22 protein-coding genes are annotated in these 24,867 nt (G+C 74.5%); 12 read left to right on the top strand and 10 right to left on the bottom strand.

Annotation, left to right across the window (positions count from 1 at the left end):
- Nucleotides 1-89 precede the first annotated feature (89 nt).
- The 4 genes from OG207_RS37935 to OG207_RS37920 all read right to left on the bottom strand — a co-directional run bounded on the left by OG207_RS37935 (nucleotide 90) and on the right by OG207_RS37920 (nucleotide 4,038).
- Nucleotides 90-572, bottom strand: a complete 483-nt coding sequence (locus OG207_RS37935) for an NUDIX hydrolase (protein WP_329105307.1) — start codon at nucleotides 570-572, stop codon at nucleotides 90-92.
- Nucleotides 573-609: 37 nt separating this feature from the next.
- On the bottom strand, nucleotides 610-2,235 hold the full coding sequence (gene lnt / locus OG207_RS37930; protein WP_329105306.1) for an apolipoprotein N-acyltransferase: 1,626 nt from the start codon (nucleotides 2,233-2,235) through the stop codon (nucleotides 610-612).
- Nucleotides 2,236-2,323: 88 nt separating this feature from the next.
- The gene (locus OG207_RS37925; protein WP_329105304.1) at nucleotides 2,324-2,839 is read right to left on the bottom strand and encodes a hypothetical protein; all 516 of its coding nucleotides are present in this window, start codon (nucleotides 2,837-2,839) and stop codon (nucleotides 2,324-2,326) included.
- 14 nt (nucleotides 2,840-2,853) lie between these two features.
- On the bottom strand, nucleotides 2,854-4,038 hold the full coding sequence (locus tag OG207_RS37920; protein WP_329105302.1) for an FAD-dependent oxidoreductase: 1,185 nt from the start codon (nucleotides 4,036-4,038) through the stop codon (nucleotides 2,854-2,856).
- Nucleotides 4,039-4,090: 52 nt separating this feature from the next.
- Between OG207_RS37920 and OG207_RS37915 the strand changes: the two genes are divergently transcribed.
- The gene (locus OG207_RS37915) at nucleotides 4,091-4,681 is read left to right on the top strand and encodes a TetR/AcrR family transcriptional regulator (RefSeq protein WP_329105300.1); all 591 of its coding nucleotides are present in this window, start codon (nucleotides 4,091-4,093) and stop codon (nucleotides 4,679-4,681) included.
- Nucleotides 4,681-5,604: an ADP-ribosylglycohydrolase family protein gene (locus OG207_RS37910; RefSeq protein ID WP_329108172.1), complete on the top strand. Its 924-nt coding sequence runs from the start codon at nucleotides 4,681-4,683 to the stop codon at nucleotides 5,602-5,604. The genes OG207_RS37915 and OG207_RS37910 overlap by 1 nt, the downstream gene beginning before the upstream one ends.
- Here the strand turns inward: OG207_RS37910 and OG207_RS37905 are convergent.
- Both OG207_RS37905 and OG207_RS37900 read right to left on the bottom strand, forming a co-directional pair.
- On the bottom strand, nucleotides 5,574-7,184 hold the full coding sequence (locus tag OG207_RS37905; RefSeq protein ID WP_329105297.1) for an ATP-binding cassette domain-containing protein: 1,611 nt from the start codon (nucleotides 7,182-7,184) through the stop codon (nucleotides 5,574-5,576). The genes OG207_RS37910 and OG207_RS37905 overlap by 31 nt on opposite strands.
- 141 nt (nucleotides 7,185-7,325) lie before the next feature.
- Nucleotides 7,326-8,117, bottom strand: a complete 792-nt coding sequence (locus OG207_RS37900) for a glutamate racemase (RefSeq protein ID WP_329105294.1) — start codon at nucleotides 8,115-8,117, stop codon at nucleotides 7,326-7,328.
- A gap of 348 nt (nucleotides 8,118-8,465) precedes the next feature.
- On the opposite strand from OG207_RS37900, the gene OG207_RS37895 reads away from it, so the two are divergent.
- The 5 genes from OG207_RS37895 to OG207_RS37875 all read left to right on the top strand — a co-directional run bounded on the left by OG207_RS37895 (nucleotide 8,466) and on the right by OG207_RS37875 (nucleotide 14,732).
- On the top strand, nucleotides 8,466-9,644 hold the full coding sequence (locus OG207_RS37895) for a glycosyltransferase (protein WP_329105292.1): 1,179 nt from the start codon (nucleotides 8,466-8,468) through the stop codon (nucleotides 9,642-9,644).
- 246 nt (nucleotides 9,645-9,890) lie between these two features.
- Nucleotides 9,891-10,400, top strand: coding sequence for a DUF6643 family protein (locus tag OG207_RS37890; RefSeq protein ID WP_329105290.1), 510 nt, complete (start codon nucleotides 9,891-9,893; stop codon nucleotides 10,398-10,400).
- A 46-nt stretch (nucleotides 10,401-10,446) separates the two neighbouring features.
- Nucleotides 10,447-11,274: an MOSC domain-containing protein gene (locus OG207_RS37885; RefSeq protein ID WP_329105288.1), complete on the top strand. Its 828-nt coding sequence runs from the start codon at nucleotides 10,447-10,449 to the stop codon at nucleotides 11,272-11,274.
- A gap of 207 nt (nucleotides 11,275-11,481) precedes the next feature.
- Nucleotides 11,482-12,111: an Rv1733c family protein gene (locus OG207_RS37880; protein ID WP_329105286.1), complete on the top strand. Its 630-nt coding sequence runs from the start codon at nucleotides 11,482-11,484 to the stop codon at nucleotides 12,109-12,111.
- 146 nt (nucleotides 12,112-12,257) lie between these two features.
- Nucleotides 12,258-14,732 (top strand): right-handed parallel beta-helix repeat-containing protein, encoded by a 2,475-nt coding sequence (locus OG207_RS37875; protein ID WP_329105284.1) that lies wholly within the window; start codon nucleotides 12,258-12,260, stop codon nucleotides 14,730-14,732.
- On the opposite strand, the gene OG207_RS37870 is transcribed toward OG207_RS37875, so the two are convergent.
- Nucleotides 14,665-17,100, bottom strand: coding sequence for a hypothetical protein (locus OG207_RS37870; RefSeq protein WP_443072829.1), 2,436 nt, complete (start codon nucleotides 17,098-17,100; stop codon nucleotides 14,665-14,667). The genes OG207_RS37875 and OG207_RS37870 overlap by 68 nt on opposite strands.
- A 231-nt stretch (nucleotides 17,101-17,331) precedes the next feature.
- Between OG207_RS37870 and OG207_RS37865 the strand changes: the two genes are divergently transcribed.
- Nucleotides 17,332-17,820, top strand: coding sequence for an SRPBCC family protein (locus OG207_RS37865; protein ID WP_329105282.1), 489 nt, complete (start codon nucleotides 17,332-17,334; stop codon nucleotides 17,818-17,820).
- Between the two features lie 847 nt (nucleotides 17,821-18,667).
- Here OG207_RS37865 and OG207_RS37860 read toward each other — a convergent pair.
- Nucleotides 18,668-19,822 (bottom strand): PLP-dependent cysteine synthase family protein, encoded by a 1,155-nt coding sequence (locus tag OG207_RS37860; protein ID WP_329105280.1) that lies wholly within the window; start codon nucleotides 19,820-19,822, stop codon nucleotides 18,668-18,670.
- A 198-nt stretch (nucleotides 19,823-20,020) separates the two neighbouring features.
- Here OG207_RS37860 and OG207_RS37855 point away from each other — a divergent pair, with 198 nt between their 5' ends.
- Entirely contained in the window at nucleotides 20,021-20,569 is a 549-nt protein-coding gene (locus OG207_RS37855) for an ATP-binding protein (protein ID WP_329105277.1), read from the top strand.
- A gap of 239 nt (nucleotides 20,570-20,808) precedes the next feature.
- On the opposite strand, the gene OG207_RS37850 is transcribed toward OG207_RS37855, so the two are convergent.
- Together OG207_RS37850 and OG207_RS37845 are read right to left on the bottom strand one after the other, a co-directional pair.
- The gene (locus tag OG207_RS37850; RefSeq protein ID WP_329105275.1) at nucleotides 20,809-22,086 is read right to left on the bottom strand and encodes an ROK family protein; all 1,278 of its coding nucleotides are present in this window, start codon (nucleotides 22,084-22,086) and stop codon (nucleotides 20,809-20,811) included.
- 43 nt (nucleotides 22,087-22,129) lie between these two features.
- Nucleotides 22,130-22,789: an alpha-ketoglutarate-dependent dioxygenase AlkB family protein gene (locus tag OG207_RS37845; protein ID WP_329105274.1), complete on the bottom strand. Its 660-nt coding sequence runs from the start codon at nucleotides 22,787-22,789 to the stop codon at nucleotides 22,130-22,132.
- Between the two features lie 39 nt (nucleotides 22,790-22,828).
- Here OG207_RS37845 and OG207_RS37840 point away from each other — a divergent pair, with 39 nt between their 5' ends.
- The 3 genes from OG207_RS37840 (at nucleotide 22,829) to OG207_RS37830 (ending at nucleotide 24,811) form a co-directional block, all read left to right on the top strand.
- Nucleotides 22,829-23,572 carry a maleylpyruvate isomerase family mycothiol-dependent enzyme gene (locus tag OG207_RS37840; protein ID WP_329105272.1) on the top strand — a complete coding sequence of 248 codons (744 nt, stop codon included), beginning with the start codon at nucleotides 22,829-22,831 and terminating at the stop codon, nucleotides 23,570-23,572.
- 51 nt (nucleotides 23,573-23,623) lie between these two features.
- A complete protein-coding gene (locus OG207_RS37835) occupies nucleotides 23,624-23,875 on the top strand; it encodes a DUF6332 family protein (RefSeq protein WP_329105270.1) in 252 nt (83 codons plus the stop codon).
- Nucleotides 23,876-24,004: 129 nt separating this feature from the next.
- Nucleotides 24,005-24,811 carry an SDR family oxidoreductase gene (locus tag OG207_RS37830; protein WP_443072826.1) on the top strand — a complete coding sequence of 269 codons (807 nt, stop codon included), beginning with the start codon at nucleotides 24,005-24,007 and terminating at the stop codon, nucleotides 24,809-24,811.
- The last annotated feature ends 56 nt before the right edge of the window (nucleotides 24,812-24,867 follow it).

Genomic DNA, 24,867 nt, shown 5'->3' with positions numbered 1-24,867 from the left:
CGTCCGCGCAGCTCACATCACCGGTCCGGGAACGGTCCGGGAACGGTCCGGGAACGGTCCGGGAAACGGTCCGGGAAACGGTCCGGGAACTACGGGAGAGCGGCGGGGGCCTCGAACCAGGTCGGCTCGTCGCGCAGGGCCCGGTGGATCCGCTCCAGGCCGAAGGGGTCCAGCGGCGGCAGCGCGTCCACCTCGAACCAGGCCACCTCGAGGGACTCGTGGTCGTTGGCCCGTGCCTCGCCGCCCGTCGCGCGGCAGCGGAAGGTGATGTCCTGGAACTGGCAGACGTCACCGTTGGGGTAGGTCATCGGCTCCGTCATCTGGACGAGGACCACGCGCTCGACGACGCAGCGCACCGCCGTCTCCTCGTACACCTCGCGCACGGCGGTCTCGGCGGGCTGCTCCCCCGGCTCGGCGATTCCGCCGACCACCGCCCACTGCCCGGTGTCGGAGCGCCGGCCGAGCAACACCCGGCCGAGGTCGTCGAAGACGATGGCCGTGACTCCGGGCAGCAGGAGCAGCTGGTGCCCGGCGGTGGCGCGGATCCGGCGGATGAAATCGGGAGTGGTCATGCCCCGACCCTACGAGGCCGCCGGACCGAATCCTGCCTCAGGCGGCGCGGCGCGAGCGGATCCGACGGTTCAAGATCCACCCGAAGCCGCCGGCGGCCAGCAGGAGCAGCGCGTATTCCGGCAGCGGACCGACGACCGTGGCCGGGGTGCGGCCGGAGCGCAGCGGGATCTCGGCGACCAGCGCGTCCGCGGTGAACATCTTGGTCTGCGAGACGATCTTCCCGTCGGGGCGGATGACGGCACTGACTCCGCTGGTGACGGGGACGAGGACCGTGCGGCTGTGCTCGACGGCGCGGATCCGGTCCATGGCGAGCTGCTGGTAGGTCATCTGGGTCCGGCCGAAGGTGGCGTTGTTGCTCGGTACGGCGATCACCTGGGCGCCGGCCCGGACGGTGGAGCGGACGGCGTCGTCGAAGGCGGCCTCGAAGCAGGTGACCATGCCGACGCCGCTTCCGGCCATGTCGAAGACGCCGGGCTCCTTGCCGGGCCCGAAGTCGCGGCGCACCCGGTCCACGTCGGAGTTGAGGAGGCGGACGACGGAGCGCATCGGGATGCGCTCGCCGAAGGGCTGGATCTTGCGCTTGTCGTAGGTCGCGGTGGGGCCCTTGACCGGGTCCCACAGGATCATCGTGTTGCGCAGCGTACCCGTCTCGGGGGCCACCACGGCGCCGATGGCGACGGGTACGCCGATGGCCTTGACGGCCTGGTCGATGACGGCGTGGGCGTCGGGCTCGGCGTACGGGTCGAGGTCGGAGGAGTTCTCCGGCCAGACGACGAAATCGGGCTTCGGGGCGCGGCCGGCCCTGACGTCCTCGGCGAGCTGGACGGTGCGCTTGGCGTGGTTGTCGAGGACGGCCCGGCGCTGGGAGTTGAAGTCGAGGCCGAGGCGGGGCACGTTGCCCTGGATGACGGCGACCACGGCGGTGCCGTCCTCGGCCGCGTCGGAGACCAGCGGGCGGGCGGCGAGGCCCACGCCGATCGGGGCGGCCACGGTGAGCGCGGTCAGCGCGGCGGTGGTGCGGCCGGGGTGGCGGCGGGCGGTGCGCAGGGCCTCGTAAAGGCCGAATCCGCAGAGGGCGACGCCGAAGGAGAGCAGTGGTGTGCCGCCGAGGGCGGCGAGCGGGGTGAAGACGCCGTCGGCCTGTCCGAAGGCGAGCTTGCCCCAGGGGAAGCCGCCGAAGGGGGCCCGGGCCCGCAGGGCCTCGCCCGCGACCCACACGGCGGCGGCGAACACCGGCCAGGCCGGGAGCCGGCTGACCAGGGCGATACCGAGGCCGGTGAGGCCGATGAGGAGCGCTTCGAGGGTGCTCAGCGCCAGCCAGGGCACCGGACCGACCTCCTCACCGGTCCAGACGAGGAGCGGCAGCAGGTAGCCCAGTCCGGCGAGGAGCCCGAGGCCGAAGCCGGCCCGGGCGCGGCGGCCGTGGAGGCAGCCGGCGAGCAGGGCGAGGGCGAGGGGGGCCAGCCACCACAGCGGGCGGGGCGGGAAGCTGAGGTAGAGCAGCACGCCCGAGAGCGCGGCGAGCAGGGCGCGCAACGGCCACAGCCCCTTGCGGTCCGTGGCTGACCGGGCGGTCGCGGGGGGCGTGGCCGCGTCGGCCCGGGGCCCGTCGGCGGACTGCGAGGGCTCGTTCCCGGTCGTGCGGGTGACACTGCTGCTCATCTGGCGGAGTGTACGTCCCCGCACCTCGCGGACGGGTGAGCGCCCGGCCGCGCTCCGCAGGACCAACCCCTACCGGGGGAGGGCGCGCTCACCGCGCGAGGGCGCGCAGATGGGTTCGGATGACGCGGACGGCGTTCTCGGCGTCGTCGACGGTGACGGTGAACCGCTTGCCGTCGCCGAGGACGAGGGCCAGCCCCTCGCCGCGCCGGACGATGATCGCGGTGCCCTTCTCGGGGCGCCAGCGGTGGCCCCAGCCTCCCCATTGCTGCGGGGTGATGCTGGGGACGAACTCGGCGGAGGTGACCTCCGTGAGCCGGATCCTGCGGCGGGGCACCCCCATGTGGCCGCAGCGCACTTCCAGGGCCTCGGCGTCGACGGTGACGGCGACGTGCACGAAGGCCAGGGTGCCGTAGAGGATGAGCAGTCCGACGGCGAGGCAGCCGATCACGGACATGAGCAGCGGGATGATGCCGGCGGTCCAGGCGTAGTCGACGGCGAGTTCGATGCCGAGCGCCATGCAGGCCGCACCGACGGCGGCGAGCAGCCATTGCACGCGGTTGGAGGCGCGGCCCGCCCAGAGCGGACCCGGAGGGTGACCCGTCATGAGTAGCAGCCTACTCACGTTCCGCTTGCCCGCCACCGTCTCTCGCCCAGTCGGTGCAGTGCGGCTCCCGCACCGCGGACGAGCGCATCGCGCAGGGCCGGGTGGCAGCCGGTCATGAAGCGGTGCAGGTTCCGGGAGGCGAAGGCCGTGCGTTGGGCGCTGCGCCGGCGCTCGGTGTCGTACGCGCGCAGGGCGCCGGGCAGCCCGGCCGGTCCGGCCGGTCCGGCCGCGGCAACGGCGCGGGTCAGGGCCTCGGCGTCGAGGAGGGCCGTGCAGGCGCCCTGGCCGAGGTGGGGCGTCATGGCGTGGGCGGCGTCGCCGACGAGGGCGATCCGGCCGTCGGCGACGAAGCTGGGGAGCGCGGGGTACAGGTGCCGCACCTCGTACCGGATCCAGGTCGCGGGATCGGTCTCGGCCAGCACGCGCGGGACGGGGTCGTGCCAGTCGGCGAAGGCCTCCCGTACCTCCTGGGCAGTGGTGGCCCCGGGAACGACGGCGTACCAGTTGGTGCGTCCGGCTGCTACGGGGGTCATGCCGAAGAAGCGGCCCGCGCCCCAGGTCTCGCCGTGCAGGCCGGTCTCGAATCCGGCGATGCCGATCCAGGCGTCCGCGCCGATCGGGCGCGGGCCGGCGGCCCGGCCGAAGTGCGACGTGCGGACCGCGCTGTTGATGCCGTCGGCGCCAACGACCAGGTCTGCGGTGAGTGCGGTCGGGTCGGTGAGGTGCCGGCCGTACGCGATCCGCTCGCCGCCGAGCTGTTCGAGCGCGGCGAGCAGCGCGTCGATGAGGTGGGGGCGGGAGACGAGCAGTTCGGGGCGGCCCGCCCGGCGCTCGATCCGTTCGAGCGGGAGGGCGGCCAGCACCTGCCCGTCGGGGCGCCGGATCCGGGCTCCCCGGTACGGGAGCGCCCGCGACCGCAGCGCGTCGCTGAGGCCTAGTCGGTCGAGCGCGGCCTGGGCGGTGGGGTGGATGCCGAAGGCGGTTCCGTAGCGTTCGAGCGCGGTGCGCCTTTCGAGGACGGTCACCTCCCAGCCCGCACGACGCAGGCCGACGGCGGTGGCGAGTCCGGCGACCCCCGCGCCGACGACCACGGCCGTGCCCGCGCCGTGCCCCGGAGCCCGGTCCTGCTCCTGTTCCTGCTCCTGCCCGCTCCAGGTTCCGCCCATGGCCCGCCCCTTCGCCGCACGATCAACAACCACCACAGATGTGGTACTACACCTGTGGTACCACGACTGTGGTTAAGCTGGCAATGTGAATCAGGACCGGAGGGACCGGCTGCGGGACGCGGCCATTGCCGTACTGGCGCAGGAGGGCGGGCGCGGGCTGACGCACCGGGCCGTCGACGCGGCCGCCGCAGTACCGACGGGCACCGCCAAGAACTACTTCCCGACCCGCGACGCCCTACTGCGGGCCGCGGCCGAACGCTGCGCTGAGCAGTACCGGGCGCTGACGCAGACCCTGGCGGGGGCCGGACCGGGGCCCGCCGGTGCGACGCAGCTCGCGGCGCTGCTCGCGGGGTTGCTGCGGGACGTGGCCGGGCCCGGCCGCAGCCGCGTACTGGCGTATCTGGAGCTCCAGGCCGAGGCGGCGCGCCGGCCCTGGCTGGCCGAAGTGCTGGACCCGGTCGCGGCGGCGGACTTCACGGCGCACGCGTACCTGTTGCGCGCGGCAGGACTGCCCGCTGGGCCGACGCGGGCCCGCGCGCTGACCCTCGCCCTGCACGGCGCCGTCCCCCACCTGCTGGCCGGCGCCCCGGCCACCCTGGCGGCGGCGGGCCTGGACGACCTGGACCGCTTCGCGCGCGAACTGCTGGCGGCCGTGTGCGGGGAGGAGACCCGGTGATCACCCGACTGGACCGGGCCGTGGGAGCCGTCCTCGGCTCGGCGGCGGGCGACGCGCTGGGGGCGCCCTACGAGTTCGGGGCGGCGGGGGAACTGACCGCGCGCGGCGCCGAGATGGCCGGGGGCGGCGGTTGGGACCCCGGTGAGGCCACGGACGACACGCAGATGGCCGTCCTCGTCGCGGAATCCCTGCTGGAGTGCGGCGGTCTCGAACTCCCCGACGTCTTCGGCCGGTTCCAGCGCTGGGCCGCCGGGCAGCCCAAGGACATCGGGCTGCAGACCGAGGACGTGCTGACCAACGGCGGGTCCTGGGAGCTCGCCGCGGCCCTGCACTTCCAGATCAACGCACGGGCCGCGGGCAACGGTTCCCTGATGCGGGCCGCCACCTCCGCGGTCTACTTCGCCCCCGCCGGGCGGGAGGGGACCATGGGGGCCGCCCGGCGGATCGCGGCCCTGACGCACGGCGACCGGGCCGCCTGGGAGGGGACCGCGATCCTGCACGAGCTCGTCCGCGTCGCCCTGGCGGGGGCCGACCCGCTGGCCGCGCTCCCGGCGACGCTCGCCGCGGTGCACCCGGCCCACCGCGAGCGGTACGGCCGCGTGCTCGCCCCCGACTGGCATCCGGAGCTGGCCACCGAGTTCAACGGGGCGGTGTGGCCCTGCCTGGGCTCGGCCGTGTGGGCGCTGCGGACCACCACCGGCTTCGCCGAGGCGGTACGGGCCGCCGTGGACCTGGGCGGGGACACCGACACGGTGGCCGCCGTGACGGGGGCCCTGGCCGGCGCCCGGTACGGGCAGGGGGCGGTCCCGGAACACTGGACGGCGGCGCTGCACGTGCCGCTGCCCGGGTTCGGGGACCGGGTCCTGGACGCGGACGACCTGCGCACGCTGGCTCAGCGACTCGCGGTGGCCGGCTCCCGCTGAAGCTCCAGGCGCCGCCCCCGGAAGGCCGCGCGCAGCCGCCGGTCGTGCGTGACCAGGACCAGGGTGCCGCCGAAGCGGGCCAGGGCCACCTCCAGTTCCTCCACCACGGCCGGGGCCAGGTGGTTCGTGGGCTCGTCCAGCAGCAACAGGTCGAGGGGGTGCGCCACCAGCCGGGCCAGCTCCAACTTGCGGCGCTGACCGGCGGAGAGGGCGCGCACGGGTCGGGTGAGGTCGTCCGGGGCGAGCAGTCCGTGACCCGCCACCTGGTCGGCGTACTCCTGGCCGAACACCTGGACGGCGGAGCGCGGTTCACGCTGCCAGGGGTCGTCCTGCCGGAGCAGCCCGACCCGCGACGGGGTCCGTACGCCGCCCCGCGCGGGCTCCAGTTCTCCCGCGAGCAGGTGCAACAGGGTGGACTTGCCTACGCCGTTGGGCCCGGTCACCAGGAGCCGCTCCCCCGGCGGCAGCGTGAGCGAGACGGGCGCGAGGCGTCCCGGCAGGGCCGCGTCGGCGACCTCCACCACTCCCCCCGAGCCATCGGTGAACCGGCCGGTGAAGACCAGCGGGCGCGGGGGCGGTGCGAGGGGGTGCTCGGTCAGCCGGTGCAGCCGTTCGCGGGCGGCGCGGATGCGGCTCGCGGCGCCGTGGGTCCGGGACCGGGCACGGAAGGCGCCGGCCCCGCTGAAGCCGCGCGGCTGCTTCCGCGGGATCGCGGCGAACCGCCCGATGTTGGTGTCGGCGAGGCGCTCGGCGTCCCGCACGTCCTCGCGCCACTGCTCGTACTCCCGCTCCCGGCGGGCCCGTTCGGCGGCGCGGGCCGTGCGGTAGCCCGCGTAGCCGTTGCCGTAGCGGCGTACCGTCCGACTGTCCTGGTCCACTTCGAGGACGGCGGTCGTAACGCGGTCGAGGAAGAGCCGGTCGTGGGTGACGGCGACGACGGTGCCGCGGTGGGCGAGCAGATGTTCCTCCAACCAGGCGACCGCCTCGTCGTCGAGGCCGTTGGTGGGTTCGTCGAGCAGCAGCAGTTCCGGCTCGGCGGCGAGGGCCGCCGCGAGCGCGAGCCGGGAGCGCTGACCACCGGACAGGGTGCCGAGCGGGCGGTCCGGGTCGAGCTCGGCCCGTTCGCCGAGGCGGCGCAGGGTAGCCGCGACCCGCCGCCGCGCATCACGGCCGCCGCGGGCCTCGTAGGCGGCCAGGAGGTCTCCGTACGCGACGAGTTCCTCGGGGCCGGCCCGGTGGAGCAGGGATTCCGCGGCGCGGATCCGGCGCTCCAGGACTCGGAGGTCCGCGAGGGCGTCGTCGACGGCATCGCCGACCCGGGCGGTCGGCGGGAGGTCGAGGGTCTGCGCGAGGTGCCCGAGGCCGCCAGGGGCGGTGACGGTGACCTCTCCGCGGTCGGGGCGCTCCCGTCCGGCAAGGAGCCGGAGCAGGGTGGACTTGCCGGAGCCGTTGTCGCCGACGACGCCGACCCGCTCGCCGGGCCGGACCGTACAGCTCACGCGGTCCAGGACGACGCGGGTGTCGTATCCCTTGGTGACCTCGGACAGGACGATCTGGGTGGTGGCGAGTGGAGCACGCAAGGGCGGTTCCTAAAGTTGCGAGACGGACCGTCCCGTCTCGTTATGCGATCAACCGTAGGGCAGGTTCGGTTCGCATGCAAGACGATTCGTCTCGTCAGGAGTGATCACTCGATGAGCCGGGCCGCCGGGCGGCCGACTCCGTCAGCCGACGGGCGCGCCCTGGCCCGCGAGCAGCCTGCCTTCGGGGTACGCGAGCGCGGCGGCGGGCAGGGTCCCCTCGCGCCCGCTGCGCAGCACGGTCAGTGCGCCCGTGCGCGGCAGGTCGGGCTCAGGTCGCAGCCCGAGGCGGCGCAGCGCCTGGACCGCGACCGGCTCGGCGGAGCCGTGGTAGACCAGCTCCGCCCCCCGGGTCCGCGCGGCGAGCGCGGCCCGGATGGCGCCCTCGACCAGCTCGTAGTGCGTGCAGCCGAGCACGACGTCGGTCACATCGACCGGGGTCAGCGCGGCGGCCGCGGCGACGGCGGCCGCTACGGCGGCCTCGTCGGCCTTTTCCACCGCGTCGGCGAGCCCCGGGCAGGGCACCTCGGTGACCCGGGCCCCGGCGGCGAAGTCGCGGATGAGCCCGCGCTGATAGGTGCTGCCGGTGGTGGCGGGGGTGGCCCAGATCGCCACCCGGCCGCCGGCGGCAGCGGCGGGCTTGATCGCCGGAACGGTCCCGATGACCGGGATGGCCGGCTCCAGTTCCGCCCGGAGGGTGTCCAGGGCGTGCACGCTCGCCGTGTTGCAGGCGACGATCAGCGCGTCCGGGCGATGCTCGGCGGCGGCCCGGGCAACGGCGAGTGCCCGCCCGGTGAGGTCGGCGGGGGTGCGCGGACCCCACGGCATGCCGTCGGGGTCGGAGGACACGACGACGTCCGCGTCCGGCCGCAGCCGCCGTACCGCCGCGGCCGCTGCGAGGAGGCCGATTCCGGAGTCCATGAGCGCGATCTTCACCCGGCCACCTTAGTCGACCCCCGCCCCGCCGGGGCCCTGCACCCGCACACGACGGGCCCCCAACCCACGGACCACCACCCCCCACCGGAGCCCGGCACACCAACCCGCACCCGGGGCGCGGGATGCGCACCGGCCCGGCCGGAGCCCGGCGCACAGCCCCAACGAAGCCGTCACGACGGGGCCGAGAGCCCCCGCACCCGACCGGGGAACACCCGACCCCCACCACGATGCCGCCGCACCGGGACGCGCACCACCCCGGCCGGAGGCCACCGCACCCCCGCCGGGAGGCCGCCGCACCCGGGGGGCCGGGTGCGGGACAGGCTCGCCGGGGCCCGGCACACTGCCGACATGGGCCTCCTCACCGCCGCCTGCGCGGCCTACGCCTCCCTCGCCGCCTGGCTCTGGCTCACCCTCGCCCGGGGCATGTTCTGGCGGACCGACGTCCGCCTCCCCCCGCGCACCGCCCCCGCCCGCTGGCCGTCCGTCGCCATCGTCGTCCCGGCCCGGGACGAGGCCGAGGTACTGCCGCGGAGCCTGGCCTCGCTGATCGCCCAGGACTATCCCGGCGAAGCCGAGGTGGTCCTCGTCGACGACGGCAGCACCGACGGCACGGGCGAACTCGCGCGCCGACTCGCCCGCGAGAACCCGGGGCTCCCCCTCACCGTCGCCGACCCCGGCGACCCCGCCCCCGGCTGGACGGGCAAGCTCTGGGCGCTCCGGCACGGCATCGGGATCGCCCGCACCGCGCACGCCACCGAGCCCGATTTCCTCCTGCTCACCGACGCCGACATCGCGCACGAACCCGACAGTCTGCGCGAATTGGTCGCCGCCGCCACCTCCGCGGACCTCGACCTCGTCTCCCAGATGGCCCGCCTGCGCGTGGTCGACCCGTGGGAACGCCTCGTCGTACCGGCCTTCGTGTACTTCTTCGCCCAGCTCTACCCCTTCCGCCGGATCAACCGGCCCTCCGCCCGGACGGCGGCGGCCGCCGGCGGCTGCGTACTGCTGCGCACCACGACCGCCGTGCGGGCCGGCATCCCCGACTCCATCCGCCAGGCGGTCATCGACGACGTGTCCCTCGCCCGCGCGGTCCACCGCTCCGGCGGTCGGATCTGGCTGGGACTCGCGGAGCGGGTGGACAGCGTGCGCCCGTACCCCGCACTGGCGGACCTGTGGCGGATGGTCTCGCGCAGCGCCTACGCCCAACTGCGCCACCAGCCCCTCCTGCTGGCCGGGACGGTGGCCGGGCTGGTGCTCGTCTACCTCGTGCCCCCGGCCGCCCTGCTGACGGGCCTCGCGGCCGGGCGTCCGGCCATCGCGTGGGCGGGCGGCCTGGCGTGGCTGCTGATGGCCGGCACCTACGTGCCGATGCTCCGGTACTACCGCCAGCCGGCCGCACTCGCTCCGCTGCTTCCGTTCACCGCGCTGCTGTACCTCCTGATGACCGTGGACTCGGCCGTGCAGCACTACCGGGGCCGCGGGGCGTCCTGGAAGGGTCGGACCTATGCCCGCCCCAGTGACGCCTGAAACGGCGAACTGCCGCCCGAAGCGCAGTCATCCGAGGTCACCGCATTGTGACGCTACGTCAGCACGAAGTCGGTGCAACACCCAACCGGTGAGTACGAGTACCAACAAGATGGGGCGGAAGTGGCGAATCGTGCACGTGAACGTCAAGTGAAAGGTGAGGCTCTGACCTGCGAATATGCAGGTCAGGGCGGGGTTGACGACACCTCGCTATGGACCCGGTGAAGTCGTGGGCTTAACTTAGGTCCCATGACCTCCCCCCGCTCCACTTATGGCGGCGGTTACTACTCCGCGCCCTCCTTCCCGGACACCCCCATCTACGACTCCCTCGTCGCCGAACGCGGCACTCCGCAGATCGCCCCGATCCGCGTCCCGGCCGCCTACGAGTCCCCGAGTGCCGGATACTCGAGCGGCGGGTATCTGCCGGCTCTCGCGTCATCGATGCCCGCGTTGCCGCCGGCCCAGCCCCAGCAACAACAGACCTCGGGGTACGGATACCCGTACCAGCAGCAGTCGGCTCCGCAGCCGATGCCGCTGCAGCAGGCGCCCGCCCCGTACATCCCGCAGCAGCAGCCGATGGCGGCCCGCGGCGGATTCGTGCAGCAGCCCCAGCCGCAGCAGCCCCGCCCGGTCGCCATGGCCACCGGGTACGAGGCGATGCGCCCGGCCGCGCCGCGCCCGATGCAGGTGCCCGCACCGGTGCCGGCCGCCTCGTACGAGGACCCGTACGGCCGCCCGTACCAGGGGCGCGGCTACTGACGGGGCTCTGGGGCGCGGGCGGCAAAAGGGCTGACAGGATGCCCCCATGTCGAACTTGCACGTGCAGGCGCTCCACGTCCATCCCGTCAAATCGGTAGCGGGGACCGCTCCCGACGAGGTGGTCGTGGAGCCCTGGGGTCTGTCCGGGGACCGGCGTTGGGCACTGATCGATCCCGAGGGCACGGTCATCACCCAGCGTCGCCATCCCCGCCTCGCCCTGGCCGCGGCCCGTCCCGCGGGCGGCGGCGGGATCGCCGTGACGGCGCCGGGCATAGCGCAGGAGCTGTTCGTGGAGGTGCCCGAGCCGGGTCCGCTGGAACCGGTGGTGTTGTTCGGGAAGAAGGTCGAGACCGTGGCCGCGGCGACCACCGCGGCCGACTGGTTCAGCACGTACCTCGGGGAGCCGGTACGGCTGGTGCACATGGATGATCCGGCAGTACGTCGTCCGGTGGATCCGGACTACGCCCTGCCGGGCGAGATGGTGAGCTTGGCCGACGGCTATCCGCTGCTGATCACCACGCTCGCCTCGCTCGACGCGCTCAACTCGCTGATCGCCCAGGGGGACCATCCCGAGGAAGGCCCCCTTCCGATGAATCGTTTCCGCCCCAATGTGGTGGTTTCGGGGGCCGAGGCGTGGGCGGAGGACGACTGGCTCCACATCGCGATCGGCGATGCCGTCTTCCGCGGGGTGCGCGAATGCGGCCGGTGCGTCGTCACCACCACCGACCAGGAGACGGCCGAGCGGGGCAAGGAGCCCCTGAAAACTTTGGCCAAGCACCGGCGGATCGGTCGGTCGCTCGCGTTCGGGCGGCAATTGGTACCGATTCGACTGGGTACGGTGCGCGTCGGTGACGAGGTCCGGGTCCTCGCGTGACGCGTCCGACACCCTCCCGGAACAGGTGAGGCAGGTGGGACGATTGGGGCAGGTGGGTGGTCGCGGACCGGCGACCGGCCGCCCGGATTGACACCTTCGAGGGGCTCGGCGCCCGGGCTGGAACCAACTGGCACGACCAAGCCGTTGGATCAGTCAGGACAGAGGCGCAGACAGGCGGAGACTGGCACAAGTTGGGGGAGCCGGACCGTGCGGACAGCATTGGGTGTGTGGCGTTGGCGGCGCAATCCGCTGCGGCGGCCGACCGACCTCTTCGAGGCGTGGGTGGCGTTCGCCGCGCTGGTGTGCGTCCTGGTGGTGGCCCCGGCCATCGGCTGGGTTGCGGGCCTGCGGGTGGACGGTACCCTTCAGCAGGCCGCGCACCAGCAGCGGCAGGAGCGCCATCTCGTCCCGGCGGTGGTCCTGCGGCCCGCCCCGGAGTCGGCGGTGGCTGCGGGTGCCTCCGCGAACGCCTCGGCCGACGCGTCGACACAGCGGACGGCCCCGCACCGTACGCAGATCGTGGCCGCGTGGACCGCGCCGGACGGCAGCAGCCACCAGGGCACGGTGCCGGCCGCGGAGGAACCGCCGCGTCCCGGCGAGCGGTTCCGGATCTGGACCGACGCGCGCGGCCGGCTGGTGGGGCAGCCGCTCGACCCGTCCGCGGCCGTGTTCCACGCGGGGATGGCGGGGCTGGCCGCCGCGATCTGCGTGGCCACCCTGGTGGAGACGGTCCGGCGGCTGGTCGTACGAAGGCTCATGCATCAGCGGTACATACGTCTGGACCGGGCCTGGGCGGCGGCAGGGCCGGACTGGGGCCGAGCGGGCGCGGGCAGCTGACCTGGCCGCTCATCGGCTCCGCGCGCGCTACGGTGGAGCGGCCGGATCGGTCGCTCCAGTAACTTCGGTGGCTGCGGTGACTTCAGACTTCCGTGGCATCGGTCGTATCGGCAGCGCGAGCACGAGGGTGGGGGCACGACAGCACCATGGTTCAGGGCACGGTCCAGGTAACACACGGCGGGACTTCGCGGTGGCGGCGCCGCTCCGGTGAGTATCCGACGCTGACCGCTGCGCTCGCCGTAGCGGGCGACGGGGACGTGCTGACGATCGCCCCCGGCACCTACCGCGAGAACCTGGTGCTGGACCATGCCGTCACCCTGCGCGGGCCCGAGGGCGCGGCGGGGTCGGTGCGGATCGCCCCGCTCGACGGGGTCGCACTGACCCTGCGCGCCTCGGCCGCGGTCCAGGACCTTTATCTGGAGGGCCAGGACCGGGCGGCGCCCGCACTGCTGGTGGAGGACGGCTGTCCCGAGCTCACCGACCTGCGGGTGAGCACCCACTCCGCCGCCGGCATCGAGGTACGCGGCTCGGGAGCCCGCCCCCTGGTGCGACGGTGCACCGTGGAGAATCCGGCCGGCGTCGGCATCGCCGTACTGGAAGGTGGCGGCGGGGTGTTCGAGGAGTGCGAGGTCGTGGCCGCCGGACAGACCGGCGTCTCGGTGCGCGGCGGCGGCCGGCCCCGGCTGGAGCGGTGCCGGATCCACCACGCCACGGGCGCGGGCATCGGCATCACGGGCGAGGGCTCGGGGCTGGAAGCTCTGGGCTGCGAGGTGTACGAGATCAAGGGCGCCGGGGTGCAGATCGCCGCGCGCGCCACGGCCCGGCTCACCGACTGCTCGGTGCACCGCACCTCCGCCGACGGGGTCACGCTCGACACCGACGCGGTGCTCACCCTGGCCGGCTGCGACATCCACGACATCCCGGAGAACGCGGTCGATCTGCGGTCCCGTTCGATGCTCACCCTCAGCCGCACCACCGTGCGCCGGTTCGGCCGCAACGGCCTGTCCGTGTGGGACCCGGGCACCCGGGTGGACGCCGAGTCCTGCGAGATCCACGACAGTACGGGTGACTATCCGGCGGTGTGGATCAGTGACGGGGCCACGGTCTCCCTCGACTCCTGCCGGGTGCACGACGTACCGGACGCGCTGTTCGTGCTGGACCGCGGGTCGCGGGTCGACGTGGTCGACAGCGATCTGTCCCAGGTGCGCAACACCGCCGTCTCCGTGAGCGACGGGGCCACCGCGCAGCTCGACGACTGCCGGATCCGCGAGGCGGCGACCGGGGCCTGGTTCCGCGACCACGGCAGCAGCGGCACGCTCGCCGGCTGCACCATCGACGCCGTGCAGACCGGTGTGATCGTCACCAAGGGCGCCGACCCCACCCTGGAGCGGTGCACGGTCACCTCCCCCGCCGAGGCCGGTTTCTACGTGTCGGCGGGCGGCCGGGGCACCTTCACGGCCTGCCGGGTGACGAGCAGTTCCGGCTTCGGCTTCCACGTCATGGACGGCTGCCGCACCACGCTGACGCGCTGCCACACCGAGCGCTGTGCCCGCGGGGGCTACGAGTTCGCCGAGGACGGGCCGACCGTCGAGGAGTGCACCGGCGACGGGTCCGGCGCTGGTCCCGCCGCCCGGTCCGCCCCCGGGGGCACGACCGCCGGTGCGCGGGCGGGCGTCCGTACGGCCAGCGGGACGCAGGGCCCCGCGGCGCGGCCGGCGCAGGCACCCCCGCCTTCCGTACCGCGGCCCGCGGACGGGGCGCAGGCCGGGCCGGCCGCCGCCCCGCGGGAGTCCGGCGAGATGCTGGGCCGGCTCGACGCTCTGGTGGGCCTGGACAGCGTCAAACGCGAGGTGCGGGCACTCACCGACATGATCGAGGTCGGCCGCCGGCGGCAGCAGGCGGGCTTGAAGGCCGCCTCGGTGCGCCGGCACCTGGTCTTCACCGGCTCCCCCGGCACCGGCAAGACCACGGTCGCCCGGCTGTACGGGGAGATCCTCGCCTCGCTCGGGGTGCTGGAGCGCGGGCACCTGGTCGAGGTGTCCCGGGTGGACCTGGTCGGCGAGCACATCGGCTCCACGGCGATCCGTACGCAGGAGGCCTTCGACCGGGCGCGCGGCGGGGTGCTGTTCATCGACGAGGCGTACGCGCTGGCGCCGGAGGACTCGGGCCGGGACTTCGGGCGCGAGGCGATCGACACGCTGGTGAAGCTGATGGAGGACCACCGGGACGCGGTGGTCGTGATCGTCGCCGGGTACACGGCGGAGATGGAGCGGTTCCTGACGGTGAATCCGGGGGTGGCCTCGCGGTTCTCCCGGACCATCACCTTCGGCGACTACGGTCCCGGGGAACTGCTGCGGATCGTGGAGCAGCAGGCGGAGGAGCACGAGTACCGGCTCGGGGACGGTACGTCGCAGGCCTTGCTGACGTACTTCACGGAGCTGCCCAAGGGCCCGGCCTTCGGCAACGGCCGCACGGCCCGCCAGACCTTCGAGTCGATGGTGGAACGGCACGCGGGCCGGGTGGCCCAGCTCGCGGAGCCCAGTACGGACGAGCTCACCCTGCTGTTCCCGGCGGATCTGCCGGCGCTACCGGCGCTGCCGGTCCAGCCCGCTCCTTGCTGAGCACGTCCGCGATCCGCTGACCCGGTAGCTCGGCCCGTGCGGCAGTGTCCAAGCGGGCGAGCAGGGCGTCGCGTTCGGCAGCGAAGGCCGGGTCGGCCTGGTAGTCGGAGTGGCCCAGGATCGGGGCGGGCAGCGGATGGCGGGCAGTGCGCCCGTAGGCGAGCGGGTCGGCGAGCGGGCCGCGGTCCACGTCGGGCTCCGCGCCGGGCAGCGCCGGCCCGCCGATGGGGTCGCTGGCCCGCCAGAGGTTGCGCCAGCAGTCGACCTCGCGGTGCAGGGCGGTGAGCGGCCCCGGGCCGAAGTAGGCGGGGAACCAGCGGCCGTAGAGGCGGCCGAGCGGGGACCCGTAGGTGAGCAGGGCGACCCGGCGGCGGGCGGGCGGCGGTAGTTGCCAGACGGCCGCGGCAGCGAGCACGCTGCCCTGGGAGTGGCCGGACATGACCAGGTGGCCGCCGGTGCGGCCGGTCCAACCGGCCATCCGCCAGGTCAGGTCGGGGACGGCCCGCTCGGCGTAGCAGGGCGGTGCGAAGGGGTGCGCGGCGCGCGGCCAGAAGGTGCCGACGTCCCACAGGATCCCTATGGTCCGGCGGGCGGCGGGGTCCCGGTAGGCGCGGCGGCCCCAGGCGATGAAGGCGGCGATGCCGAGGCCGATGAGCCAGGACCCGGTGTCCTGGGCGGCGCGGGCGGCGGTTTCCAGCAGCGGCACGGTCCCGCGCGCCGCCTCGCCCGGGACCTTTCCGCTGGACCAGGCTCCGGCCAGCGCGCCCGCGCCGAGCACCAGGGTGATGCCCGAGACGGCCGCCACGAACCAGGGTGCGGAGTCGGTGAGCGCGGCCGCGGTCCGCGCCCCGGCGATCCTGCGACTGCGGTCGAGGTCCGGTGTCTCCCCCGGGTACTCGGCGGCCACGGCGGCGGCGAGCCGGCCCCGCGCCCGGGCTCCGGTGACCGCGAACCAGCCCGCGAGCAGCGCCAGTACGAGGAGCAGCGGCGGCAGTACGGCGGCCTGCCAGGACAGCAGCACGGGCGGCCCGGGCAGCGGGGCGCCGGGCGTCCCGGGCGTGGCGCCCCCGTCCAGCCAGTCGGCGACCCGCTGGGCGACCCCGCCGGACATCACCCCGCCGAGCGCGCAGCCGAGCATGGCGACGGCGGGCCCGCCGAGGCCGTACAGGGCCGTCGCCGGGTCGGGGGCCCTGCGGTAGAGGTGGCGGGCGACGGCGGCGAGGGCGAGCACGCAGAGGCCCTGACCCAGCATGAGCACGCCGAAGGTGAGGTCCCCGGGGAGCCGGCCGGTGGCGTTCCAGTCGGGGCGCGACCAGCAGGCGTGCGCGAGTACGGCGGCGAGCAGGACCAGGGCGGCGCCGGGCAGCAGGGTGACGGCGGCCCGGTCGAGCCGGTGGTCGGGCCGGGCCTCGGTACGGCCGCGCCGGCACACGACCGAGGCCACGGCGACGGCACCGGCGGCGAGCAGGACCTGGGTGAGCGTGCCGAGGGCCGCGAGGACGGGGGCGCCGGCCCGGCGGTCGTGACGGGCGGTGGGCACGGAGACGGCCACCGCCACGGTGAGCAGCCCGGCGGCGGTGTGTGCGGCGCGCAGCCGGGCCACGAGGCGGCGGCCGTACCAGAATCCGGGGCGCCCGAGCGCGGGCTCGGGGTCCGAGGCGGTGTCCGGGGCGGCGGCGCCGGCGGGCGGGGGCTGGGACTCGTAGGCGCTCCAGGTGCGGTTCGACAGGTACCAGAGCAGCCCGGTCAACGCGGCGGGGACCAGGGCCCCGAGGGCGAGGCGCCGCCCGGGCTGGGCCCACCAGCCGCCTCCGGGCGCGAGGAAGCCCAGCCAGGAGCGGAACCGGGCGCCGGCGCAGGTCCCGGAGCCCGCGCACTGCCAGGCGAGGAGGTCGAGCGCGACCTCGCAGGCGGCGGCGATGAGCAGCACGGTCAGGCTGAGGGCGAGGATCCGCACGAGGACCCCGTACGTGCGCACGGCGCGCGGCGCGGGGTCGGCGGCGGGGGTGGCCGGCCGGGCCCAGTGGGCGAGGTTGGCCACCATGAAGGGCAGGAGCAGCAGCCACAGGGCGCGGGCGCCGTTGCCGGACGTGAGCCGGGACCAGCAGTAGGCCTCGGGGACGGGCCGCCCGGCGTACCGCTCGGGGTGGGCCTCGGCGTCGGCGTCCTCGGTGCGGCGGAAGACTGCGGCGGTGGAGTCGCCGGTGACCCGGACGGTGCGCGGGTCGCCGAGCAGCTCGCCGGGGGCGGCGCCGGCGACTCCGTGGACCAGGAGTTCGAGGGCGAGGGGGGTGTCGGGCGGGGTGTGGGGCGGGGCATCGGGCGGGGTGTGGGGCGGGGAGGTGTCGGGCTGGGGGCGGTCGGGCACAGCGGCCTCCGCTCGCGGGGCGGGATCGGCGCGGCTCCAGCATCCCGCGCGACACGGCCACTGCACAGGTCCCGCGCGGGGATCGGCGGAGATCGGACGAGGTCGGTCAGGGGCGGGCGGGGGCGGACGCGCTCGCTCAGGATCGGTCGTGATCGCTACGGACTTCTCACGGCTACGGGGCTATGGTGGCGCGCACGCCCGTCCAGAACCTCATCCCAGGGGGTACCGCCCATGGCTCGCCGACTCCGACCGGTGGGGCTCGACTTCCTCGACGACGCGCCGGTCCGGCTGGTCTTCGCCACCACCACCGTGGCGCCCCCCGAGGCCGTGTACCAGGCGCTCGCCGAGGAAGTGGAGGGCTGGGCCGACTGGTTCGGGGCGGTGACCCTGGCCCGCCCCACCCACGGCGGCGCGGGCCGCGAGATCAAGCTGACGGGCGGGGTGCGCTTCCACGAGACCGTCATGGCCGCGGATCCCGAACGGCGGTACGCGTACCGGGTCGACACCGCCAACGTCCCCGGGGTTCGGGCCCTGTTGGAGGAGTGGCGGCTGACCCCGACCGGTACCGGCACGCACGTCCGCTGGACCTTCGCGGCGGACGGGCCCGCCCCGTTCCGCTTCGGCCTGGCCGTCGCCCGCCCGGGCCTGGGCCACTCCTTCCGCACGGCGGTCCGCAGCTTGGACCGGCGGCTCGGCGCCCGGCGCGGGGCGGGTCAGTAGCCGGGGCGGCCGTCGTGCCGGACACGCGGTGCACCTCGGCGAGTTCTCCGTAGCCGCCCGCACTCCAGACGGCCCTGCGGAACTCCTGCAGGGTCATCGCCGGCCCGTCGGCGCGGTGGACCACCGCGCAGCGCGCGCAGCACCACCCCCGGGACCAGACCTCCTCGGCGGCGTCCCGGCCAGCCGCGATCCGCGCCCGGAACGCCCGCTGGGTCCGTACGGAGGTGGCGATCAGCAGGATCGCCCCCAGCAGGGCGAACGCCGAGATCCAGCCCAGGAGCAGGAGTTCGGCCCCGGGCCCGTCCGCGAACCACTTGCCGGCCAGCGAGCCGACGAGGAACGTGGCGATCGACACCGGGACCAGCAGCACTCCGAGCGCGGTCCGCCCGGCGGTCGCCGGACGGGGCGGGACCAGGGCCAGCGCTTCGGCCAGCCGCGGGACGACCTCGAGGCCGCTGACGCTCCGGTCACCACCGCCGGCCTCCTCCCTGAACCGGCTCTGCCCACCGAGGCGGACGGCGGGCACGGCTCGGACCTCGTCGGAGCGATGGCAGCTAAGACACTCCAGATGCGATGCCCGGGGCTCGGACCGCGGTCGGTCGGGCACCGAGGGATGCTCCCCGGCCCGCGGTCGGTCGCCGGCACCGACCTGGGCCCGTGCGCGCGCGTCCCGTTCCGGTCTGTTGTACTCGATGCCCGCCATGTTTCCCCCCGGCCGCCCGATTTGAGTCCGCCGAGCGTAGCCAGGCAACCCCATTGCCACCAGGGCGTTTTCGTCACGGCATCGTCACGGCGGCGCCACGCGAACAACACCCGGGCGAGCGGGGCAGCGCAGCCCGCGGGACCGTCAGGCGGACGGTTCGCGCCAGACCCCGGTCGTCAGCAGCGTGTCGATGGTCTTCGTGTAGGGGGCGATGTCGAGCCCCTGCGCCACCAGCCACTCGTCGGAGTAGTACTTGTCCAGGTAGCGGTCGCCCGGGTCGCACAGCAGAGTGACGACGCTACCCGTGCGACCCTCCGCCACCATCTCCGAGATGATCTTCAGGGCGCTCCACACGCCGGTGCCGGTCGAGCCGCCCGCCTTGCGCCCTATGGCCGTCTCCAGCGCGCGGCAGGCGGCGACGCTCGCCGCGTCCGGGACCTTCATCATCCGGTCGATGGCCCCGGGCACGAAGCTCGGCTCCATCCGCGGCCGGCCGATGCCCTCGATGCGCGAGCCGCAATCGCTGCTCGCGTCCGGGTCGTTGTTGGTCCAGCCGTCGAAGAAACAGGAGTTCTCCGGGTCGGGCACGCAGACGCGGGTGTCGTGCTGCATGTAGTGCACGTAGCGCGCGATGGTCGCCGAGGTACCGCCGGTGCCGGCGGTCGCCACGATCCAGGCGGGCTCGGGGTACCGCTCCAAGCGCAGCTGCTGGTACATCGATTCGGCGATGTTGTTGTTGCCGCGCCAGTCGGTGGCCCGCTCCGCGTACGTGAACTGGTCCATGTAGTGCCCGCCCGTTCGGGCGGCGAGCTCGGCCGACTCCTCGTACATCTTCATCGGGTCGTCCACGAAGTGGCACGCGCCGCCGTGGAATTCGATGAGGCGGCACTTCTCCGGGCTGGTCGTGCGCGGCATGACGGCGATGAAGGGGACGCCGATCAGCTTGGCGAAGTACGCCTCGGAGACGGCGGTGGAGCCGGAGGAGGCCTCGATGACCGGCCGGCCGGGGCGGATCCAGCCGTTGCAGAGCGCGTAGAGGAACAGCGAGCGCGCGAGGCGGTGCTTGAGGGAGCCCGTCGGGTGCGTGGACTCGTCCTTGAGGTAGAGGTCGATGCCCCACGCCTCGGGGAGCGGGAAGCGCAGCAGGTGGGTGTCGGCGGAGCGGTTGGCGTCGGCCTGGACCTTGCGGACGGCCTCCTTCAGCCAGGCCCGGTAGTCCGCGTCGCTGCGATCGACGTCGACGGTCGTGGCAGTCGTACCGGTGGTACCGGTGGTTCTGGTGGTGCCGGTGGTGCTCATGTGCCGCGCTCCTTCATGGGTGAACTTCTCTCCCCTCTTCGCAATGTACCCCTCCCACCTGCACAAACGTTCGCTTTGGGGATCCATGAGAATCCCTTTCGATCGCGCTCGGTTGCACTGCGCGGCACGGTGGGTGACCCTGGTGGAGCATCACCGAGGGTGCCGCACCCGTAACACTCATGTCGGGGAGTCGCAGCCGTGATCAGTCATTCCCGCAGGCACTGCGTCGTCGAACTGCAGGCCTTGCCGTCGCGGATCGGCCAAATCCGCAGAATCGTTTCTGCACAACTGCGCCACTGGGAGCTCGACCCGCTCATAGACCGGGCTGCGCTCGGTGTGACGGAGCTACTCAGCAACGTCCACCGCCACGCGCAGCCGGACAAGACCTGCACCGTGGAGATCGAGCTCCGGCTCGGGCGACTGACGGTCTCGGTCATCGACAGCGATCCGCGGCTGCCCGTCGTCCACGGGGCGCGGGCGGAGGCCCTGGAGACCTGCGGCCGCGGGCTCGCCCTGGTGGAGGCGCTCAGCGAGGCCTGGGGGGCGCGCGAGCGGCCCGACGGCCCCGGAAAGGCGGTGTGGTTCTCGCTCACGGCGGCCCCGGCCCGGGCGGCGCCGGTACGGCCGGTCCCCGTCGGGGCCACGCCCGTACGAGAACCAGCGCGTGCGGTGCTCCTGGCCGTCGATCCGGGGGCCGTCGCGACGGGCCTGCCGGTGGCGTCGCCGGTCGGCGCCCGACCCGGGTGACCGGCCCCGGCCCCGGGCTCGGCCCGACCTGCGGGGACGGCCCGACGTGCGGGCCCCACCGATGTGCGGGCCGAGCCGATGTGCGCGGACGGCCCGGGCACGACTGCCCAGCACTACGGAGCGGGCACGGACCGGGCCGGCCGGGGACGGAACGGGCACGGACCGGGCACGGACCGGGCACGGACCGGGCCGGCCGGAAACCTCGCGGACCGCCGTTGGGCCAGTGCGTGGCCCGGCGTTTAGGCCAGGGCTCCCAGCGGGTCGTCGAGCACCGGCTGCCACGCCAACTCCGCCGCGCCGACCAGGCTGTTGTGGTCCAGGGTGCACGGCAGGATCGGCACCCCGCCGCTGCGTCCCCAGAGGCTGCGGTCCGCGACCACCGCGCGCAGCCGCTCCGGGTCAGCGTGCAGCAGCTCCCGGTGCAGCCCGCCCAGGATGATCCGGTCCGGGTTGAGGATGTTCACCAGGCCCGCGAGTCCGAGCCCGAGCCGGTCGATCAGCTCCTCCGTGGCCGCCCGTACCGCCGGTTCCGCCGGCTCGTCGCGCAGCAGTTCGCGGGCCTGCTGGAGCAGCGACACCTCGGGGCCGGGGCTGCGGCCCGCTGCGGTGAGGAAGGCCAGCGGGTCCGCCTCCACGTCCAGGCAGCCCCGGCTGCCGCAGTGGCAGGCCCGTCCCTCGGGGTTCACGGTGAGGTGGCCGACCTCCAGGGCCAGGCCCGAACTCCCGCTGTGCAGGCGGCCGTCCAGCACCAGCGCCCCGCCGACCCCGCGGTGCCCGGTGGCCACGCACAGCAGGTGCTGGGCGCTGCGCCCCGCGCCGTGCCGGTGCTCGGCCAGGGCCGCGAGGTTGACGTCGTTGCCCGTCAGGGCCGGGCCGTCGATCCCGGCCGCCTTGACGCACTCCGCGAAGATGGCCCGTACGGGAGAGCCGGCCGGCCAGGCCAGGTGCAGCGGGTTCAGCGCCGTACCGTCCGGCTCCGCGACCGCCGAGGGGACCGCGAGACCCGCCCCGACGCAGCGGCGGCCGCTCTGCGCGAGCAGCTCCGCGCCCGCCTCCACGACCGCGCCGAGCACCTGCGCCGGATCGGCGGAGACGGTGACCTTGCCGGGTGCGGTGGCCACGATGCGGCCGCCGAGGCCGACCAGGGCGGCCCGGAAGCCGTCCGAGTGCACCTGGGCGGCCAGCGCCACCGGGCCGTCCTCGGCCACCGAGAGCCGGTGCGAGGGGCGGCCCTGGGCTCCGCCTGTCCCGCCGGTCCCGCCGGCTCCGCCCGGGCGGGAATCGACGCGGATCAGCCCGAGGGCCTCCAGCTCGGCGGCGACCGCTCCGGCGGTGGCCCGGGTGACCCCGAGCTCGGCCGTGAGCACGGCGCGGGTCGGGGCGCGGCCGGTGTGGACGAGCTCGAGCGCCGGTCCGAGCGCGCCGCGCCCCCGTTCCAGCCTGGTCCGCGCAGCCGTACCGGAAGCGGATGGCGCGGTCACATCCCCCACCCGCGGCGGGGCCCCGTTGCCGTTCATAGCATCGATCCTCGCATGATCGGAGGCTGCCGGGTGCCGCCTCTCAGCCCAGCCCGCCGACCCGGAGTGTGATGTTCAGCCGCCCGGTCAGTCCGAGCTCCTGCGGGCCCGTGCCCGGCAGGACCTTCGGCACCCCGTGATAGGCCAGCCGGCTCTCCTCCCCGAAGACGAAGAGGTCCCCGCTGCGCAGCTCCACGTCCCGGTACGGGCGCCCGCGCGAGGCGGTGTTCCCGAAGCGGAAGACGCAGGTGTCGCCGAGGCTGAGCGAGACCACCGGCGCCGGGGACCTCTCCTCGGCGTCGCGGTGCATGCCCATGCGGGAGTCGCCGGCGTAGAAGTTGATCAGCGCGATGTCGTAGGCCGTCCCGGGCCCGGGCGGCGGCGGGTCCCCGTACGCGGCGGTCACCGCCTCCCGCCCCAGCTCGGCGAGCCACGGCGGCATCGGTTTGACCGGTACACCGTCGCCGTCGACGACGGTGCGCGCGTAGCCGTACGGGTACCAGTGCAGGCCGAGGCACACCTGGCGGGCGGTCATCACCCCGCCGCCCGGGGTGCGTACGGTGCGCAGGCCGGCGGGCGGCCGGGCCCACGCGCGGCAGGCCGCCAGCAACTCGCCCTGCCGCCCCGCCCCGAGCCAGTCCGGCACGTGCACGGCACCGGGGGCGAGCACGGTCCGCTCGCGCGGAAAGAGTTCCCCGTCCATGCCCTCCATTGTCCCGGGCGGGCTGATAGGACTCACGGTATGAAGATCACCGAACATGTGAGGGCCCTCGCCCGCGAGGGCGAGCTGCTCGCCGAGGTGGCGGAACGCGCCGGTACGGAGTCCGCGGTGCCCACCTGCCCGGGGTGGCGGGTCACCGACCTGCTGCGGCACACCGGCTCGGTGCACCGCTGGGCCACCGCGTACGTCGCGGAGCGACGGCTGGAGCCGGTGGGCTTCCCGGACGCGCCGGAGCTGGTCGGCGGCGAGCTGCTGGCCTGGTTCCGCGAGGGCCACGCGGACCTGGTGCGGACCCTGAACGAGGCGCCGGACGACCTGCAGTGCTGGACGTTCCTCCCGACGGCCCCGCCCTCGCCGGTGGCGTTCTGGGCCCGGCGGCAGGCGCACGAGACCGCCGTGCACCGGATGGACGCGGAGACTGCGCTCGGCGTGTTGTTCTCCGCAATGGCGCCGGAGTTCGCCGAGGACGGGGTGGACGAGCTTCTGACCGGCTTCCACGCCCGGCCGCGCAGCCGGGTGCGGACCGCCGAGCCCAAGGTGGTGCGGGTGCGGGCCGCCGACACGGCCGCGGTGTGGACCGTACACCTGTCGGCGGAGCCGGCCCGTACGGTGCGGGGCGACACGGGCGAGGTGGCCGACTGCGAACTGACCGGCGAGGCGGCCTGGCTGTACGCAGCGCTCTGGAACCGGACCCCGGTGGCGGGTCCGGGGGTGACGGGCGACCTGGCACTGGCCCGGCTGTGGACGGAGACGGCCGGAATCTGAATGACGGGCCGGGGGCTTGTGACGGGCTGTGCACGCTGTGACACTGCACGCATGGAGCGACGTACGCAGGCGGACCGGGACGCGATCACCATCGAGATCGGCTACGCCTTGGTCAGCGCCTCCTTCGCGGCCGCCCTCGCTTTCGGCGCGGTGTACGGACCCGCGCTGGCGTTCTCCCTCTCCACGTCGACGCGCCGGATCCTGGCCGTGGCGGGCGGGATCCTCGCGGTGGCAGTGTTCCTGCTCCGGGTCACCCACGTGCTGCTCGGATTCGCCCGCCGTCCGGAGAACGACGGGCGCTGACCACGGGCCCGGCGTCGCCGGCCGGCGCCCGCGAAGGGATCGGCACCCTGCTCCGGGGCCACCCCGGCCTAGGCCCTGTCGCCCGCACGGCCGGAAAATCGGGTGCCGCGTTCAAGGCGGCCCGCCAGGATGACGGACATGACCGGTGAGACGGGCGCGGGAAGTCGGCAGGGCGGGGGTGCGGCGGGGCGCCCGCTCGCCTTGGTCACGGGGGCCGGACGTTCGGCGGGGATCGCGTCGTCCGTCGTACTGAATCTTGCTCGGGCCGGGTGGGACGTGGCCTTCACCTACTGGACCCCGTATGACGCGCGGATGCGGTGGGGCACGGAGTCGGGTGCGCCCGAAGGGCTGCGGTCGAAGGTGACGTCCTTGGGGGCGAGGACCCACGCGGTCGAGGCGGACCTCAGCGACCCGGCCGTGCCGGCGCAGCTCTTCGACAGCGTCGAGGGTGCGCTGGGGAACGTCACCGCGCTGGTGCTCTGCCATTGCGAGTCGGTCGATTCGGGCCTGTTGGACACCACGGTGGAGAGCTTCGACCTGCATTTCGCGGTCAATGCGCGGGCCTCCTGGCTGCTGATCCGGGAGTACGGGCTGCGGTTCCGCGGGCAGCACGGCGGCGGGCGGATCGTCAGCCTGACCAGCGACCACACCATCGGAAACCTGCCGTACGGGGCGAGCAAAGGTGCGGTGGACCGGATCACGTCGGCCGCCGCCCACGAGTTCGCCCACTTGGGGGTGACCTGCAACTCCGTCGATCCCGGACCGACCGACACCGGGTGGATGACCGAGGAGCACGAAGCGGAACTGATCCGTTCCACGCCCCTCGGCCGCCTCGGTGTGCCGCAGGACTGCGCGCATCTCGTCACGTTCCTCTGCTCCGCCGAGGGGGGTTGGATCAACGCCCAGCTTCTCCGGAGCAACGGCGGCCTGGGCTGAGCGAGCGACGATCGGAGCGTTCCACCGCTGCGGCACGCGGCACGCCCGGTGCGGGG

It is taken from the genome of Streptomyces sp. NBC_01439, from assembly GCF_036227605.1.
Classification (GTDB): Bacteria; Actinomycetota; Actinomycetes; order Streptomycetales; family Streptomycetaceae; genus Streptomyces.
The sequence above is the reverse complement of the archived record's forward strand: the minus strand, read 5'-3'. Positions and strand labels throughout refer to the sequence as shown.